Origin of the sequence: Glaciimonas sp. PAMC28666, from assembly GCF_016917355.1 — a bacterium.
Classification (GTDB): Bacteria; Pseudomonadota; Gammaproteobacteria; order Burkholderiales; family Burkholderiaceae_D; genus Glaciimonas.
In genome coordinates this window covers 3,521,823-3,538,872 of record NZ_CP070304.1, presented here as the reverse complement: position 1 = coordinate 3,538,872, position 17,050 = coordinate 3,521,823, and the positions used below count along the sequence as shown (strand labels likewise).

Genomic DNA, 17,050 nt, shown 5'->3' with positions numbered 1-17,050 from the left:
TCGCCACTTAGCCTTCGCGCAAAGTGGCGATCCAGGCAACTCAGGCAACTGACGACTCATCAACGTATAACGACGATCATAGCGCATGAATCCATCCCGGCAATTTATTCTCCGACCAATCGCCACCACCTTAATGATGGTCGCCATCTTTTTGGCCGGTATCGTCGCCTATAAGCAGTTACCGTTATCGGCGTTGCCGGAAGTTGACTATCCAACAATCCAGGTGGTGACGCTTTATCCCGGTGCCAGTCCGGACGTGATGACCTCTTCGGTCACAGCACCGTTAGAGCGTCAGTTTGGTCAGATGCCTGGGCTCAACCAAATGTCGTCCACCAGTTCTGGCGGCGCATCGGTCATTACGCTCCAGTTTACGTTGGCCCTCAGTCTGGACATCGCCGAACAAGAAGTGCAGGCAGCGATCAACGCAGCCGGAAACTTGTTGCCGTCAGATTTGCCTACCCCACCGATTTATAACAAAGTCAATCCGGCGGACACACCGATTTTGTCGCTGGCCATAACGTCAAAAACGTTACCATTGCCTAAGGTACAAGATCTGATCGACACCCGACTCGCACAAAAGATCTCGCAGGTGCCGGGCGTTGGTCTGGTCAGTCTGTCCGGCGGTCAACGCCCTGCAGTACGGTTACAACTCAATCCACGTGCAGTAGCAGCACTCGGCCTGAATCTGGATGACATTCGGACTGCCATTGGTAACGCCAATGTGAATCAGGCAAAAGGTAGTTTCGACGGCCCGACCCGCGCTTCGACCATCGATGCCAACGACCAGTTATCTTCTGCCGATGAATACCGCAATCTGATCATCGCCTATAAAAATGGTGCTGCCATTCGCGTCTCCGATATCGGTGATGTGGTTGATGACGCAGAAAATATTCGACTTGCGGCGTGGGCCAATAATGCGCCAGCCGTGATTCTGAACATCCAGCGCCAACCGGGCGCCAATGTCATCGGGGTTGTTGATAGCATCAAAAAAATCCTGCCAAGCCTACAAGACACATTACCCGGCGCTATCGATGTCAAGATACTGACTGACCGTACCACGACCATTCGCGCGTCCGTCAAAGATGTGGAATTCGAGTTGATTCTGGCGGTGATATTGGTAGTGATGGTGATCTTCGTCTTTCTGCGCAACATCCCCGCTACCATTATCCCGAGTGTTGCCGTGCCGCTGTCACTGGTCGGGACCTTCGGCATTATGTATATGGCAGGATTTTCGATCAATAACCTGACGCTGATGGCCCTGACCATTGCGACCGGATTTGTGGTCGATGACGCGATTGTGATGATCGAGAATATTTCCCGCTACATAGAGCAAGGTATGAAGCCGCTGCAAGCCGCCTTAAAAGGTGCTGAGCAAATCGGTTTTACCATCATTTCGCTGACATTTTCTCTGATCGCGGTGTTAATTCCTTTGCTGTTCATGGGCGACGTGGTCGGCCGCTTATTCCGCGAGTTTGCCATTACCCTGGCGGTCGCGATCCTGATTTCGGCCTTTATTTCTCTGACACTGACGCCGATGATGTGCGCCAAGCTGCTGCGTCATACCCCTGAGGAGGAACAAAGCTGGTTTTATCGCAAAAGCGGCGCTTTTTTTGACAATATCATTGCCCGCTACGGCAAAGCCTTAAACTGGGTACTGGAACATCAAAACGCGACACTGGTGGTCGCGCTCGGGACTTTAGCATTAACCGTTGTGTTATATATTTTTATCCCCAAGGGATTCTTTCCGATTCAGGACACCGGTGTCATTCAGGGCATTTCGGAAGCTTCGCAATCCTCCTCTTTCGGTGCTATGGCAGAACGCCAGCAAGCCTTGGCAAAAGTGGTATTGGAAGATCCTGCGGTGGAGAGCTTGTCCTCTTTCATCGGCGTTGACGGCACTAATACCACTCTCAATAGCGGCCGTATTCTCATCAATCTCAAGCCACACGATACCCGCGATGTCAGCGCCACCGATGTGATTCGCCGATTACAACCCAAGTTGGCGCGCGATGTGCCTGGTATCACTTTATACATGCAGCCGGTGCAAGATCTCACCATCGAAGACAGCGTCAGTCGTACCCAATACCAATTCAGTGTCGAAGATGCGAACGGTGCCGAACTGACAAAATGGGTGCCTAAACTCATCGATAAACTCCAGCAATTGCCGATGTTGGCTGACGTCGCCAGCAATCAGCAGGATATGGGCCTGCAAGCCTATATTGAGATTGACCGTAACGCCGCATCGCGCCTTGGTCTGACAACCGCCGCAATCGACAACGCCCTCTATAACTCGTTTGGTCAACGTCTGATTTCCACCATTTACACACAGTCCAATCAATATCGGGTGGTGATGGAAGTACAACCGCAATTCCAGAAGGGACCGTCTGCGCTGGACAGTATTTTCCTGGTCGCAGCGGATGGCAATCAGGTTCCCCTGTCCAGTATTGCCACCGTCAGTGAGCGCAACTCCCCTCTGGTGGTCAATCATATAGGCCAGTTCCCGGCCACCACGATTTCATTTAATCTGGCGCCCGGCGCTTCGTTGGGTGCCGCGGTCGATGCGATCCGCGTTGCTGAGAAAGAAATCGGATTACCAGTCAGTATCCAAACCCGCTTCCAGGGTGCTGCGCTGGCATTTCAGGCTTCGCTAAGTAATACCCTTTGGCTGATCCTGGCTGCCATCATCACGATGTATATCGTGCTGGGCGTGTTGTACGAAAGTTATATCCATCCAATTACGATTCTTTCCACTTTGCCTTCAGCCGGAGTGGGCGCGTTATTGTCATTGATGATCTCCGGTAACGATCTGGGGATTATCGGCATCATCGGTATCATCTTGTTGATCGGTATCGTCAAAAAGAACGCAATTATGATGATCGACTTTGCGCTGGATGCCGAGCGCAACGAAGGTCTGGCACCACGGGAGGCGATCTTTCAAGCCTGTCTGTTGCGTTTCCGGCCGATCTTGATGACGACCATGGCTGCGCTGCTGGGTGCTTTGCCGCTGATGCTTGGCACCGGCGTTGGCTCGGAGCTACGTCAGCCTTTGGGTATCACCATGGTCGGCGGTTTGCTGGTGTCGCAAGTTTTAACGTTGTTCACGACGCCGGTTATTTATCTGGCGTTTGACCGTCTGTCGCGGCGCTTTAAGGCGCGCTTCGGTAAGGCCGATAGCGACGACTCTGAGGACGACGACGATCAGACTGAACGCATGCCTACTGAACCAGCGCGGCCTTGATTGCGTGGCTATGTTGATTAAACAAGCGACCGAATCGGGCCTGAATATTAGGCTGAATACGAGGCTGAAAAAGAGGCCGAAAAAGAGGCTCAAAAAACAGCTGAATAAACGGATAGATAGTTGGAAAAATAAGCTGCCCCTATGAATATTTCTCTTCCTTTTATTCAGCGCCCGATCGCTACCACCCTGCTGACCATCGGGATAGCGCTGGCCGGTCTGGTGGCATTTCGGATGCTGCCGGTGTCACCGTTACCGCAAGTCGACTTCCCGACCATTTCGATTTCGGCTTCGCTGCCCGGTGCCAGTCCGGAAACGATGGCCGCGACCGTCGCGACGCCGCTCGAACGGGCATTGGGTTCGATTGCGGGCGTCACCGAGATGACTTCGTCGAGCTCGCTCAACTCCTCGCGGATCACCTTGCAGTTCGATTTGAGTCGCGATATCGACGGTGCCGCACGGGATGTACAGGCGGCGCTGAATGCTGCCCGCAATCTGTTGCCAACCGGTATGCCAAGCAGCCCCACTTATCGCAAAGTGAATCCAGCCGACGCGCCGGTCATGATCTTATCGTTGACCTCGGACAGCATGACGCAGGGCCAGATTTACGATGCTGCCGATACCATATTGGCGCAAAAATTATCGCAGGTTGAGGGTATCGGCAGTGTCAGCGTCGGCGGAAGCTCGCAACCGGCAGTGCGGATTGAACTCAATCCAACTGCGCTTAACAAGTACGGCATAGGCAGTGCTGACGTTCGCACCGCCGTCGCGGCGACCAACGCCAATCGCCCGAAAGGCATCCTTGAAGACGGCGACAGAAACTGGCAGATCTACGCGAATGATCAGGCCAAAACCGCCGCTGAATACATGCCGTTAGTGGTGTCATATCGCAACGGTGCGCCAATTCGAGTGCAAGATGTTGCCACCGTCGTGGACTCGGTGGCCGACTTACGCAATGCCGGTTCTGCGAATGGAAAGCCGGCAATCCTGGTGATTTTGAGTCGCCAGCCGGGCGCGAATATTATTCAGACGGTGGATAACGTACGCGCTTTGTTACCGCAATTGCAGGCTTCGATTCCATCTGCCATCAATCTCGACGTCGCGATGGACCGGACCCCGACGATTCGCGCCTCACTGGTTGACACAGAACATACGCTGCTGATCTCGATTGCTCTGGTGATCATGGTGGTCTTTATGTTCCTGCGCAATGCGCGTGCTGCGCTGATTCCTACGGTGGCCGTGCCGATCTCCTTGATCGGTACCTTTGGCATCATGTATTTACTCGGCTACAGCCTGGACAATTTATCCTTGATGGCACTCACGATTGCGACCGGGTTCGTGGTCGATGATGCAATCGTGGTACTGGAAAACGTTTCCAGACACGTTGAAGAAGGTATGACGCCGTACGACGCCGCCATCAAAGGGGCACGTGAAGTGGGCTTTACCGTGCTATCGATGAGTATTTCACTGATCGCAGTGTTCATACCGATTCTGCTGATGGGAGGTATCGTTGGTCGTTTATTCCGTGAATTCGCAGTGACGCTGTCAGCGGCGATTCTGGTGTCACTATTGGTGTCATTAACGACCACGCCAATGATGTGCGCGCGCCTGCTGAAATATGAGCCCAACCGCAAGCAGGGTCGCTTTTTCAATGCCACCGAACGGATTTTTGACGCCATGTTGCGCGGCTATAAGCGCTCGCTCACATGGGCATTACGCTTTGCACCGCTGATGATACTGATCCTCATCGGAACCGTCGCATTGAATATTCATCTATACAAGATCATACCGAAAGGTTTCTTCCCACAGCAGGATACGGGACGTTTGATTGGCGGGATTCAAGGCGATCAGGCGATCTCTTTCCAGGCCATGAAAGTCAAACTGAATACCTTCGTGGCGATCGTTCAAAAAGATCCTGCGGTGCAAAACGTGATTGCGTTCACAGGCGGCAGCCGCCGCAATAGCGGTACGATGTTTATCACGCTCAAGCCGCTCTCGGAACGCAAGTTATCGGCCGATCTTGTGATTGCCCGGTTACGAGGCAAACTCAGTCACGTTCCCGGCGCGAACCTGTTCTTGCAATCGGTGCAGGATATTCGCGTCGGCGGACGCTCCAGCGATGCGCAATATCAATACACACTACAATCGGATGACATCAATCAGTTGCGTCTTTGGGAACCGAAAATACGGGCAGCGCTAGATGCGCTGCCGGAACTTGCCGACGTCAATACTGATCAAAACGATAAAGGCCTGCAAACTTCTCTGGCGATCGACCGTGAGACTGCAATCAGAACCGGGATAACCCCGCAGCTGATTGATTCTTCGCTGAACGATCTGTTCGGACAACGTCAGATTTCGACGATCTACAGTGGGATGAATCAATATCACGTGGTGATGGAAGCATCGCCAGAGTACTGGCAGAGTCCGGAAATTCTGCACAAAACATACGTCAGTATCACACCAAAAAGTGCCAATCTGTCACCAACGACGTCGGCGTTGGGAACCCCGCCAGCACTGACTGCGAACGGTCAGCTGGCGTCAAATTCATCGCTGGCGCAGACACTATCCACTGCGGTCGAAGCGCAAGTGCCGCTGTCTTCCTTCGCGACTTTCAAAGCCACCAATACGGCATTGTCAGTCAATCATCAGAGCCAGTTTATTGCCTCCACAATTTCTTTTAACTTGCCGCCGGGAAAGTCATTGTCAGAAGCAACGTTAGCCATTAACAATGCCATGAGCAGGCTGGGCGTCCCCACTTCCGTACATGGTACTTTTGCTGGCACGGCAAATGTGTTTCAGTCCTCTTTGAATAGTCAACCATTACTGATCTTAACGGCGTTGCTGGCGGTGTATATCGTGTTGGGGATATTGTATGAAAGCTATATCCATCCGCTTACCATTCTGTCCACTTTGCCGTCGGCAGGCGTAGGGGCATTGCTCGCTTTGTTGCTCACTAAAACAGATTTCAGTTTAATCGCGCTGATCGGCGTGATTCTGCTGATCGGGATCGTCAAGAAAAATGCGATCATGATGATTGACTTTGCCCTCGATGCTGAGCGTAATCGCGGCCTTTCCCCGCGCGATGCAATCTTCGAAGCCTGCTTGTTACGCTTCCGCCCTATCATGATGACCACGATGGCGGCGATGCTGGGCGCAATCCCGCTGGCGCTCGGTCGTGGCGATGGCGCTGAGCTACGCACACCGCTTGGAATTTCGATCGTCGGCGGTCTGATCGTCAGTCAGCTCCTGACCTTGTACACAACACCGGTCGTTTATCTCTATCTGGATAGCTTCAGTAATTGGTGGAAAGAAAAATTCAAACGTGCCGACCATGAGACTGATGGCGAAAGCGCCCATGTTTAACGGCAAGCAAAATACAGCGCGGAATAACGCATAGCGTCTGGCGCAAGATTTTTTATATATTTTCAGGGCTGCTTTTTCGGCCCAATCAGCGGATGGAAATTGATATGAAACAGTTTAGAGAATCAGGATTGAACTTCGTTCGGAAGCCACTTACGGTGTCTTTGTTGTCGGTCGCGCTGTTAAGCGCTTGTGCCGTTGGTCCCGATTACGTTCGTCCTGTGATGGACACCCCAACTGCGTTCAAAGAGTCCAAGGACTGGAAGGTCGCCCAACCGCGCGACCACGAAGTTGGCGACCATTGGTGGGAAAGCTATAACGATCCGATACTCAATTCGCTCATCACCCAGATTGAGATATCCAATCAGAATCTGGCGCAGGCTGAAGCAAAATATCGCCAGGCGCGCGCCTTGGTGCAACAGTCTCGTGCAGCGTATTTTCCGACCATTGGCGCGAATGTTTCTTCCACTCGTTCCGGTAGCGGTGGTGCCAACGGTCGCAGTGGAAATAGCAACCTGACGAGCAACAATAACGGCACTGCCTCAACTACCAATTCGCTATCGCTGAACGCAAGCTGGGAACCGGATCTGTGGGGCCAGGTGCGACGTACGGTTGAATCAAATCAAGCCAATGCCCAGGCCAGTGCCGCCAACTTACAGGCCGCGAAGTTGAGCGCACAATCTGCGCTGGCGCAGGACTACTGGCTATTACGGATACTCGATGCGCAGAACAAATTACTAAACGATACCGTCGCGGCTTATCAGAAGTCATTCACGCTGACCCAAAACCAATACGCAGCAGGCGTGGTCGCCCAGTCGGATGTGATACAGGCGCAAACCCAATTAAAATCAGCGCAAGCGCAGATGATCGATCTCGGCGTGCAACGCGCTCAAACCGAGCATGCCATCGCTTTATTGGTGGGGCAACCCGCATCGACCTTTTCGATTGCGCCGATGCCATTGGCTGCGGTCGTCCCTGCTATCCCGACAGGTATCCCCTCATCGCTACTGGAGCGCCGTCCGGACATTAGCGCCGCGGAACGGCTGGCCGCTGCAGCTAACGCTCAGATCGGCGTGGCAAAGGCAGCGTACTTCCCTGCCCTGACGCTGTCGGCATCCGGTGGTTTTGAAAGTAACAGCTTCGTCAATTGGTTAAGCTTGCCAAGCAGAGTCTGGTCGCTCGGACCGGCGCTGGCACAAACGATTTTCGACGGTGGCGCGCGCAAGGCCCAAACCGATCAGGCTATCGCTAACTACGACAGTACCGTCGCCGGTTATAAGCAAGCGGTGCTGACCAGCTTCCAGGAGGTTGAAGATAATCTTGCAGCATTGAGAATATTGGAGCAGGAAGCACAGGTGCAGGACGAAACGGTGGTATCAGCACGCAAGGCGGTCACCCTGATCCTGAATCAATACAAAGCGGGCTTGGTTAACTACACCAGCGTAGCGACGGTCCAGGCCACTGCACTGAGCGCAGAAAATACGGCACTTGGCATTCTCAATCGTCGCATGGCCGCTAGCGTGCAGCTAATCGCGGCATTAGGTGGAGGCTGGAATCAGTCAGAGTTGCCCGATAGCGCGTCCTTGAACAACGGAAAACCGGCTAAAACAGCACCGGTTACAAATTAAATTTTTAGTCTTGCAATCGGCTTGATGGACGACTAAGGAGCATCCTATGGATCTGCGTAATAGTTGGCAATTATATGCACTTGGATCGGCTTTCTTTGCCGGTCTGACTGCCATCTTCGGAAAATTTGGCGTCACCGGAATGAACTCGAACTTCGCAACGTTCATCCGTACGGTGATTATTTTGTTTGTTATTGCGGGTATTGTGACGTTACGCAACGAGTGGGAAAAGCCCGCGCTGGTTGCTTCCAGCAACTGGCTATTTCTGGCATTGTCCGCCATCGCCACCGGCCTGTCCTGGCTGTGTTATTACCATGCCCTGCAAATCGGGCCGATCACAAAAGTAGCACCCATCGACAAGCTCAGTGTTGCCTTCGCTATCGTATTAGGGCTGTTATTTGCTGGTGAGCAATTGACCTGGCCAATCGCCATTGGAGGATCGTTGATCGTCGCCGGGTCGGTCGTCATCATCGCCTTCTAAATTAACGGTTATCGCCACCCGGCAGGTTAACTCCATCCGGCATCAACAATAAATTCCTGCGAGGTACACATGACGCTATCGTCCGAAGCCAAAAACAGGACCATGCGCGCAAGATGCCAAGGCAGTAATTTACCCGACAGGCACTGGTTGCGTTTGATGTCCGCTTCACCCTTTTCATCCAGCCATAATTCGTTCTGTCGTTCCGTTATAACCCAACCCGGCGTGACGGTGTTGACACGAATATTATGCGGGCCAAAATCGCGCGCCAACCCACGCGTCAACCCGATCACTGCCGACTTGGCGGTGACATAAGCCGGATAGCCACCGTTTCCCAGATGCCAGCTGATCGAACTAAAATTAATAATCGAACCGCCGCCCTTTTTCTTCATCCCGGCCAACGCCGCCTGACAGGTAAAAAATAATGGCCGCTGATTGACCGCAATATTGTTATCCCAAAACTCCACGCTGACATCTTCAACCGCGTGTCGTGTGTCATTGGCAGCATTGTTCACCAGTACATCAAAATCCCCTATCTCTCGCGCCATTGCTGCCATCGTTGCTTGCAGCAAGACTATGTCACGGATATCGCAATGCCGAAACAATGGCGCAGGCAGCCCGGCTGAAGCCAAACGCGTGCATAAGGCCTCGCTCGCTTCCGTCGCGATATCGACAAAAGCAACTAATGCACCTTGCTCGGCAAACGCACTGACCAGCGCCTCGCCAATCCCGGTGCCACCACCGGTAATGAAAACACGCTTTCCCTTCAAGCTTGGATAGTGCGCCAAATCTTTGATCGCTTTTTGTACTACTGCCATACCTGCTCCAGGTGGTACTGTTACATCTTCTAAGATTCTTGTTCTCGCCATCGTTCCTGAGCGGCCTTTCATCGAGCGGCTCAGGAGGCAATAACTGACCGTTATTTTGCTAGTTTACCATTCACCCTCTGCCAGATTGCCAACGGATTGCTATCTTGAATAGCCGCTGGCAACAGCTCCTGAGGAAGATTTTGATACGACACCGGACGCAAGAATCTTTCAATAGCGGCGCTCCCGACAGACGTGCTGCGACCATCGGAAGTCGAAGGGAAAGGTCCGCCATGCACCATTGAATACGACACTTCGACGCCCGTTGGAAACCCATTCGCCAGAATGCGGCCTACTTTGCGCTCCAGGATTGGCAGCAAAGTGCGCACTGCGTCATAGTCGCCTTGATCCATTTGCAACGTCGCAGTTAGTTGACCTTCAAGATGCTCTGCAACCTGCTGCATCTCGGTCATATCGGCACAACTTATCAGCAACGATGTCGGGCCGAAAATCTCTTCGGACAAGTGTGCATCACCCAGAAAATCGGCGGCGCTGGCAGAAAATAACGCAGGCGTACCTTTGCATGCACCATCCACGCCAACACCTCGGCTTAGATCGCGCACCTCCGCATTGGCAGCTAACCTGCTCACCCCTTTTTGATACGCGTCGTGTATGCCTGCGCTCAACATCGTAGCCGCTGTGCGCTGCGATAATTGCTCGGCAGCGAGCGTCGTGAAGCGTTCAAAATCTGCTCCGGCCAAGCCCAGGACCAAACCCGGATTGGTACAAAACTGCCCCACGCCCATGACCAGAGAATCGACAAAGCTGGTCGCCAGCGTCTCACCGCGCGCAGACAATGCATGCGGCATCATGAACACAGGATTAATGCTGCTCATCTCTGCATACACAGGAATCGGTTGCGGACGCGCAGCCGCGGCCGCCATCAGCGCCAGACCGCCCTGACGGGAACCAGTAAAACCCACTGCCTGAATGGCAGGATGACGCACCAGCGCGGTACCCAGGTCATTACCAATTCCGGTCAACAAAGAAAATACGCCTTCCGGCAAGTTGCACTCCGCCACCGCCAGTTGAATCGCACGACCAACCATTTCGGAAGTTCCGGGATGGGCCGGATGCGCCTTCACCACGACCGGACAACCAGCAGCGAGCGCCGCAGCAGTATCGCCACCGGCTACGGAAAACGCCAGCGGAAAATTGCTGGCCCCAAACACGGCAACCGGACCCAATGCAATCATGCGCATACGCAGATCAACCCTTGGCAACGGCTTCCGCTCCGGCAACGCAGGATCGATCCGCGCGTCCAGCCACGAACCTTCGCGTAACACTTCAGCAAATAATTTTAATTGTCCGACGGTGCGACCACGCTCACCTTCGAGGCGTGCCTGAGGCAAGCCGCTTTCGGCCATGGCGCGCGCAATCAGCGGCTCGCCCAGATCGATAATTTTTTGGGCGATAGTTTCAAGAAAGCGCGCACGCGTCTCAGGATCGGTAGCGCGATAGCCATCAAAGGCTTGCTGCGCCAGTCGGCAGGCCTGGTCTATCTGTGCCTCGTTGACAGTATGAAAATCTGGCGCGATGTTGTCGCCTAAAACAGGGCTGTACGCAGAAAATACTGCACCCTCGCCCGTGACACTATGGGCGCCAATCAGCGCCTGACCCGTGATATTCAATGATGTTCCTTTGCCGATGAAGGCATATTTTTGATGAATTAGCGCACGCTTATCTTAAAGCGAATGAATAACCGGACGCGTTAGTTTTTCGACCGCCAGTTGATTGCGCAAAGGCGGCCCAAATGCTGCCACGTCGATCTCAAATGTCTCGCCTGCCGCGACCACAATTCCATCCACGCAACTTAAAGTCGCCGTGCCAAAAAAATGAACGTGGACGTCGCCCGGGCGGCAAAATAACGGATATTTAAAATGATGATATTCCAAATTAGCGACGGTATGTGACATGTTGTCCTCGCCGCTAAGGAACGGCTTCTCCCAACGCACAGCACCGCCGGTATCGAGAATGCGCGACATCCCTTCCACATGGGATGGCAACTCTCCCAGCAACAACGCTGGTCCAAGTGCGCATTGGCGCAACTTGGAATGAGCCAAATAAAGGTAATTCTGGCGCTCCGTCACATGGTCCGAGAATTCATTACCAATTGCATAACCCAAACGGTAAGGCGATCCGTCCGCGCCGATCAAATACAGCCCAGCAATTTCCGGCTCTTCTCCGCCATCGAGTGCAAAGTGCGGCATCGTCAACGCTTCGCCGCTGACACGCACGATAGAGCCGTCACCCTTATAAAACCATTCGGGCTGCACGCCGAGCGCGTCCGCGGCTGGCTTGCCGCCATCAAGACCCATCCGAAACATTTTCATGCTATCAGTCAGCGTCTCGCTATCATTGACCTTTTTATGCATTGCGTCACGACCATCGGCACTGCCGAGATGGGTCAAGCCCGTTCCCGTAACAAAGCAATGCGCGTCATCAGTATGATCCAACGGAGCCAATAGTCGCCCTTGTCCGGCGACGGTGGCGTAATCCACCAATGTCTCACCGAGCGCACCGCTTGCCAAATTTCTTAACGATGTCTTATTAGCAATAGCCGCCTGCGCCAACGCGTAAGTTGTTATGTAGCCCTCAATCAGACGAATCGACTGATTGTCATTCTCCAGAACACCAATACGGCGGCTGTTGTCAGGTTGTTTAATTTGAACTAATAACATAGCTATTCCGGTTTTAATACGGTTTTTGAATCGATTGATCGATCCGATCCACAGGTCGAAGCTTGCCCAATGGTGCTAGCCAGGGCCTAGTGTGAATGCTTCGGCACTGCTGAACCGCGGCAACCGACCAAAAAGTCGAAATCACAGCCCTCATCCGCTTGCAGCACGCGGTCAATATAAAGTTGTTGATAACCGCCCTTCATGGTTGGCGCGTTGGGATCCGGTGCCGCAGCGCGTGCGGTCTGACGCTCCGCCATTTCTGCATCGCTGATATCCAGATGCAATCGCCCTGCGTGGCAGTCCAGTTCAATCCAGTCGCCATCCTGAACAATGCCGAGCGGACCGCCTGCGGCCGCCTCAGGCGCAACATGCAGCACAACTGTGCCGTACGCGGTGCCGCTCATTCTTGCATCGGAAATCCGCACCATGTCCTTCACACCTTGCGCTAACAATTTTGGTGGAAGGCCCATATTGCCGACCTCAGCCATGCCAGGATAGCCTTTGGGACCGCAATTTTTCATCACCAATACGGAGCTTGCGTCAACGTCCAGATCGGGATCATTGATGCGTGTTTTGTAATGAGCGAAATCCTCAAACACTACCGCACGGCCACGATGTTGCATCAACTCCGGAGAGGCAGCGGAGGGCTTTAATACAGCGCCACGCGGTGCAAGATTGCCGCGCAAAATGCAAATTCCACCATCCGCAATCAGCGGATTGTCCAAAGTCCGAATGACCTCGTCGTTGTACACTGGCGCGCTTAACGTGTTTTCCCAGATCGATTTTCCATTCACGGTCAGTGCATCTTTGTGCGGCAGCAAATTACCTTCGCCAAGTCGGCGTAAAACGCCGGGCAAGCCACCGGCGTAATAAAACTCTTCCATCAGGAAGCGACCGGACGGTTGCAGGTCAACGATCGTTGGCGTGCCGCGGCCGATATTGGTCCAATCTTCCAGTTCCAGATTAACGCCGATACGGCCAGCAATGGCTTTCAGATGGATCACAGCGTTGGTTGAACCACCGATGGCGGCGTTAACCCGGATCGCATTTTCGAACGCTTCACGCGTCAAAATTTTGGACAGGCGTAAATCTTCCCATACCATCTCGACAATCCGCATTCCCGACATATGCGCCAATACATACCGACGCGAATCAACTGCCGGAATCGCCGCATTGTGCGGCAATGAAGTGCCAAGCGCTTCGGCCATACAGGCCATTGTCGATGCCGTTCCCATGGTATTGCAGGTTCCGGCCGAACGCGACATACCGGCTTCTGCTGACATAAACTCGTGCAGGGAAATTTGACCCGCCTTGACAGCTTCGCTCAGTTGCCATACCGCCGTGCCGGAACCGATATCTTTGCCGTTGTGCTTGCCGTTCAGCATCGGACCGCCGGTGACGACGATTGCCGGGACATCGCAACTGGCTGCGCCCATCAGCAATGCTGGCGTGGTTTTATCGCAACCGACCAATAACACCACCGCGTCCATCGGATTCCCACGAATCGACTCTTCCACGTCAATACTCGCCAGATTTCGGGTCAGCATTGCCGTCGGACGCAGGTTCGATTCACCGTTGGAGAACACCGGGAATTCGACGGGAAAGCCGCCCGCCTCCAAAATGCCGTTTTTAACGTGTTCTGCAATCTTCCGAAAATGTGCATTACATGGCGTTAGTTCGGACCATGTGTTGCAAATACCGATGATCGGTTTTCCCTGAAATTCATGATCGGGAATGCCTTGATTTTTCATCCAGCTGCGGTACATGAAACCATTTTTGTCGTTACTGCCAAACCATTCTGCGGAACGTAGTGGACGTTTTTTGTCGATAGTCATCGTTGACCTTCTTTTGAAAGATGAGCAGCATCCACCGGCTAACCGGGACACAGGTACGTGCTGCGAATGAAAGAGTGAAATTAAACTGGTGGTTAAATATCTACAACTTAATGATTGTCGAACCTAAGTACTGAACCTAAGTGCTGAAACTAAGGACTGAAACTAAGTACTGAACTCAAGTCCCGTATCTACGTACTGCGCTTATTTATTTTTGTTGTAAACATCAACACATACAGCAGCCAGCAGCACCAGGCCTTTGATCACTTGCTGGTAATCAATACCGATTCCCATGATTGACATGCCGTTATTCATGACACCCATCACAAATGCGCCAATCACAGCACCCATGACCTTGCCGACGCCGCCGGATGCGGATGCACCACCGATAAAACAGGCAGCGATCACATCCAACTCAAAACCGGTTCCCGCTTTTGGTGTCGCGGTATTCAGACGCGCTGCAAAAATAAGTCCGGCCAATGCGGCCAGAAAACCCATGTTAACAAAGGTATAGAAGGATACACGCGTGGTTTTGATACCGGATAATTTAGCCGCTTTCTCGTTACCCCCGACAGCATAGACTCGACGTCCTAACGTTGTACGATTGGCGATGAAGGTGTATATCACCATCAATACAAACATGATCACCAACACGTTCGGCATCCCTTTGTAGGACGATAGCAAATAACTGAAGTAAATAATAATCGCCACAAAGACGATATTTTTCAATACAAAAAACGACAATGGTTCATCTTCCATTCCATGCTTGGTCTGACTTAAACGCCCACGCATTTTTACGATAATCAATATAGCCGCAATCGCAACACCGGCTAGCAAAGAGGTCAGTCGCAAGTCAACGCCGTTTAACGGGTCGGGAATAAAGCCCGAACTGAGCCGTTGAAAAGTGTCAGGAAAAGGCCCTACGGATTGCCCGTCCAGCAACGCCAGTGTCAATCCCTTGAAAACCAGCATCCCCGCCAACGTGACGATAAATGACGGTATCCTGAAAAACGCCACAAAATAGCCCTGCGCGCCGCCAATAATGCCCCCGGCAATCAGACAAATGATAATGGTCAGGATAAAATTAAGGTGGAAATTCACCATCAATACCGCTGCCAAAGCACCCACAAAACCCACTACGGAACCCACCGATAAATCGATATGTCCTGCGACAATCACCATCAACATGCCGAGCGCCATGATGACGATATAACTATTCTGCAATACCAGATTGGTAAGGTTCAATGGCCGCATCAACGTGCCATCGGTCATGTACTGAAAGAACGCCATGATCGCTATCAACGACAGCAACATGCCGTATTCGCGCATATTCTTTTTTAGAAAGCCGGCGTAATCCTTGGTTTCGGCAATGGGGATCGGTCCGGGAAGTTGTGTCTCTGCGGCTGCCATTTTTTGGTTCATGTTAGTTATCTCCGATCTTCGCATTTTTTACAATCGCGCGCATAATTTTTTCCTGGGATGCTTCCGCAGCCATAAACTCGCCAACAAAGTTACCTTCGTTCATGACATAAGTACGGTCACACATCCCCAACAATTCGGGCATTTCCGATGAGATCATAATGATACATTTCCCCTCGGCCGCGAGTTGGCTGATGATATTGTAGATTTCATACTTTGCACCGACGTCAATACCGCGGGTTGGCTCATCGAGGATCAGCACATCGGGGTTAGAAAATAACCATTTGCTTAGTACTACTTTTTGCTGATTGCCTCCCGACAAATTCAACACTTTCTGAAATACATTGGCGCACCGAATTCGTAGTTTTCCGCGATATTCGGCGGCGACGGTATATTCCTGTCCCTCATCAATCACCAACATTTTAGAGATGCCATCTAGGTTCGCCAGAGTGATATTTTTTTTAATATCCTCTTCCAGAATCAGCCCGTAGCCTTTTCTATCCTCAGTAACATAAGCGATCCCGTGATTGATGGCTTTTTGGACCGTGCCAACGTCAATTTCCTTGCCGCGCAAAAAAACTTTGCCGCTGATACGTTTGCCGTATGTGCGCCCAAAAATGCTCATCGCCAGCTCGGTGCGGCCGGCCCCCATCAATCCGGCAATACCGACAATTTCGCCTTTTTTTACGTGAAAATCGACGCCTTTAATCACTTCGCGATCGGGATGCAGCGGATGATGCACGCGCCACTGTTTGACTTCAAAGATCGTCTCACCGATATTCGGTGTTCGCTTTGGATAGCGATCCGCCATCTCCCGGCCGACCATGTTCTGAATGATGCGATCTTCGCTGATCACCTCTTTATGGCAATCGAGCGTATCCACGGTCGAGCCATCGCGCAAGATCGTAATGGAGTCCGCGACCTTCGAAATTTCGTTGAGCTTATGCGAAATCAGAATAGAGGAAATTCCTTCTGCCTTGAGTTCCAGTAATAGCTCGAGTAACGCGTCGCTATCACTTTCGTTCAGGCTGGCGGTAGGCTCATCCAAAATCAGCAATTTGACTTTTTTGGAGAGCGCTTTGGCAATTTCAATCAACTGCTGCTTGCCCACGCCCAGATTCGTAATCAACGTACTAGGGGATTCCTTCAGCCCGACTTTTTGCAGCAGTTCCTTGGCTTTTCTATATGACAAGGCCGTATCGATAATGCCGTTGGTAGCTTGTTCATTGCCAAGAAAAATATTTTCGGTAATGGATAACAAGGGTACCAAGGCGAGCTCTTGATGAATAATAATGATGCCGATTTTTTCGCTATCGGCAATACCTTTGAATTGGCGTTCCTGACCTTGAAAATGGATTTCACCTGAATAAGAGCCATGGGGAAAAACACCACTCAGCACTTTCATCAAGGTTGATTTTCCGGCGCCGTTTTCGCCCACCAGCGCATGAATTTCGCCAGCACGAACTACAAGATTGACATTATCCAGCGCCTTGACGCCCGGAAATGTCTTCTGAATTCCTCGCATCTCAAGAATCGTTTCCATCTTTTAACCTC

At 52.2% G+C, this 17,050-nt stretch carries 10 protein-coding genes; 4 read left to right on the top strand and 6 right to left on the bottom strand.

The window, feature by feature from the left end; genetic code table 11:
• The first annotated feature begins 85 nt into the window (after positions 1–85).
• The 4 genes from JQN73_RS15115 (at position 86) to JQN73_RS15100 (ending at position 8,701) form a co-directional block, all read left to right on the top strand.
• A complete protein-coding gene (locus JQN73_RS15115) occupies positions 86–3,238 on the top strand; it encodes an MdtB/MuxB family multidrug efflux RND transporter permease subunit (protein WP_205319685.1) in 3,153 nt (1,050 codons plus the stop codon).
• Positions 3,239–3,379: 141 nt separating this feature from the next.
• On the top strand, positions 3,380–6,598 hold the full coding sequence (locus tag JQN73_RS15110; RefSeq protein ID WP_205319684.1) for an efflux RND transporter permease subunit: 3,219 nt from the start codon (positions 3,380–3,382) through the stop codon (positions 6,596–6,598).
• A 104-nt stretch (positions 6,599–6,702) separates the two neighbouring features.
• Complete coding sequence (locus tag JQN73_RS15105; RefSeq protein ID WP_205319683.1) at positions 6,703–8,223, top strand: efflux transporter outer membrane subunit; 1,521 nt, start codon at positions 6,703–6,705, stop codon at positions 8,221–8,223.
• Between the two features lie 46 nt (positions 8,224–8,269).
• The gene (locus tag JQN73_RS15100) at positions 8,270–8,701 is read left to right on the top strand and encodes an EamA family transporter (RefSeq protein WP_205319682.1); all 432 of its coding nucleotides are present in this window, start codon (positions 8,270–8,272) and stop codon (positions 8,699–8,701) included.
• A gap of 26 nt (positions 8,702–8,727) precedes the next feature.
• Here the strand turns inward: JQN73_RS15100 and JQN73_RS15095 are convergent, their stop codons facing one another.
• The 6 genes from JQN73_RS15095 to mmsA all read right to left on the bottom strand — a co-directional run bounded on the left by JQN73_RS15095 (position 8,728) and on the right by mmsA (position 17,039).
• Positions 8,728–9,516 (bottom strand): SDR family NAD(P)-dependent oxidoreductase, encoded by a 789-nt coding sequence (locus tag JQN73_RS15095; RefSeq protein WP_205319681.1) that lies wholly within the window; start codon positions 9,514–9,516, stop codon positions 8,728–8,730.
• A 101-nt stretch (positions 9,517–9,617) separates the two neighbouring features.
• Positions 9,618–11,195: an aldehyde dehydrogenase (NADP(+)) gene (locus JQN73_RS15090; protein WP_205319680.1), complete on the bottom strand. Its 1,578-nt coding sequence runs from the start codon at positions 11,193–11,195 to the stop codon at positions 9,618–9,620.
• A 54-nt stretch (positions 11,196–11,249) separates the two neighbouring features.
• Positions 11,250–12,245, bottom strand: a complete 996-nt coding sequence (gene araD1 / locus JQN73_RS15085; RefSeq protein WP_205319679.1) for an AraD1 family protein — start codon at positions 12,243–12,245, stop codon at positions 11,250–11,252.
• Between the two features lie 86 nt (positions 12,246–12,331).
• Entirely contained in the window at positions 12,332–14,080 is a 1,749-nt protein-coding gene (locus JQN73_RS15080) for an IlvD/Edd family dehydratase (protein WP_205319678.1), read from the bottom strand.
• 201 nt (positions 14,081–14,281) lie between these two features.
• The gene (gene mmsB / locus JQN73_RS15075; protein ID WP_205319677.1) at positions 14,282–15,499 is read right to left on the bottom strand and encodes a multiple monosaccharide ABC transporter permease; all 1,218 of its coding nucleotides are present in this window, start codon (positions 15,497–15,499) and stop codon (positions 14,282–14,284) included.
• Position 15,500: 1 nt separating this feature from the next.
• Positions 15,501–17,039: a multiple monosaccharide ABC transporter ATP-binding protein gene (gene mmsA, locus JQN73_RS15070; RefSeq protein ID WP_205319676.1), complete on the bottom strand. Its 1,539-nt coding sequence runs from the start codon at positions 17,037–17,039 to the stop codon at positions 15,501–15,503.
• Positions 17,040–17,050 lie beyond the last annotated feature (11 nt).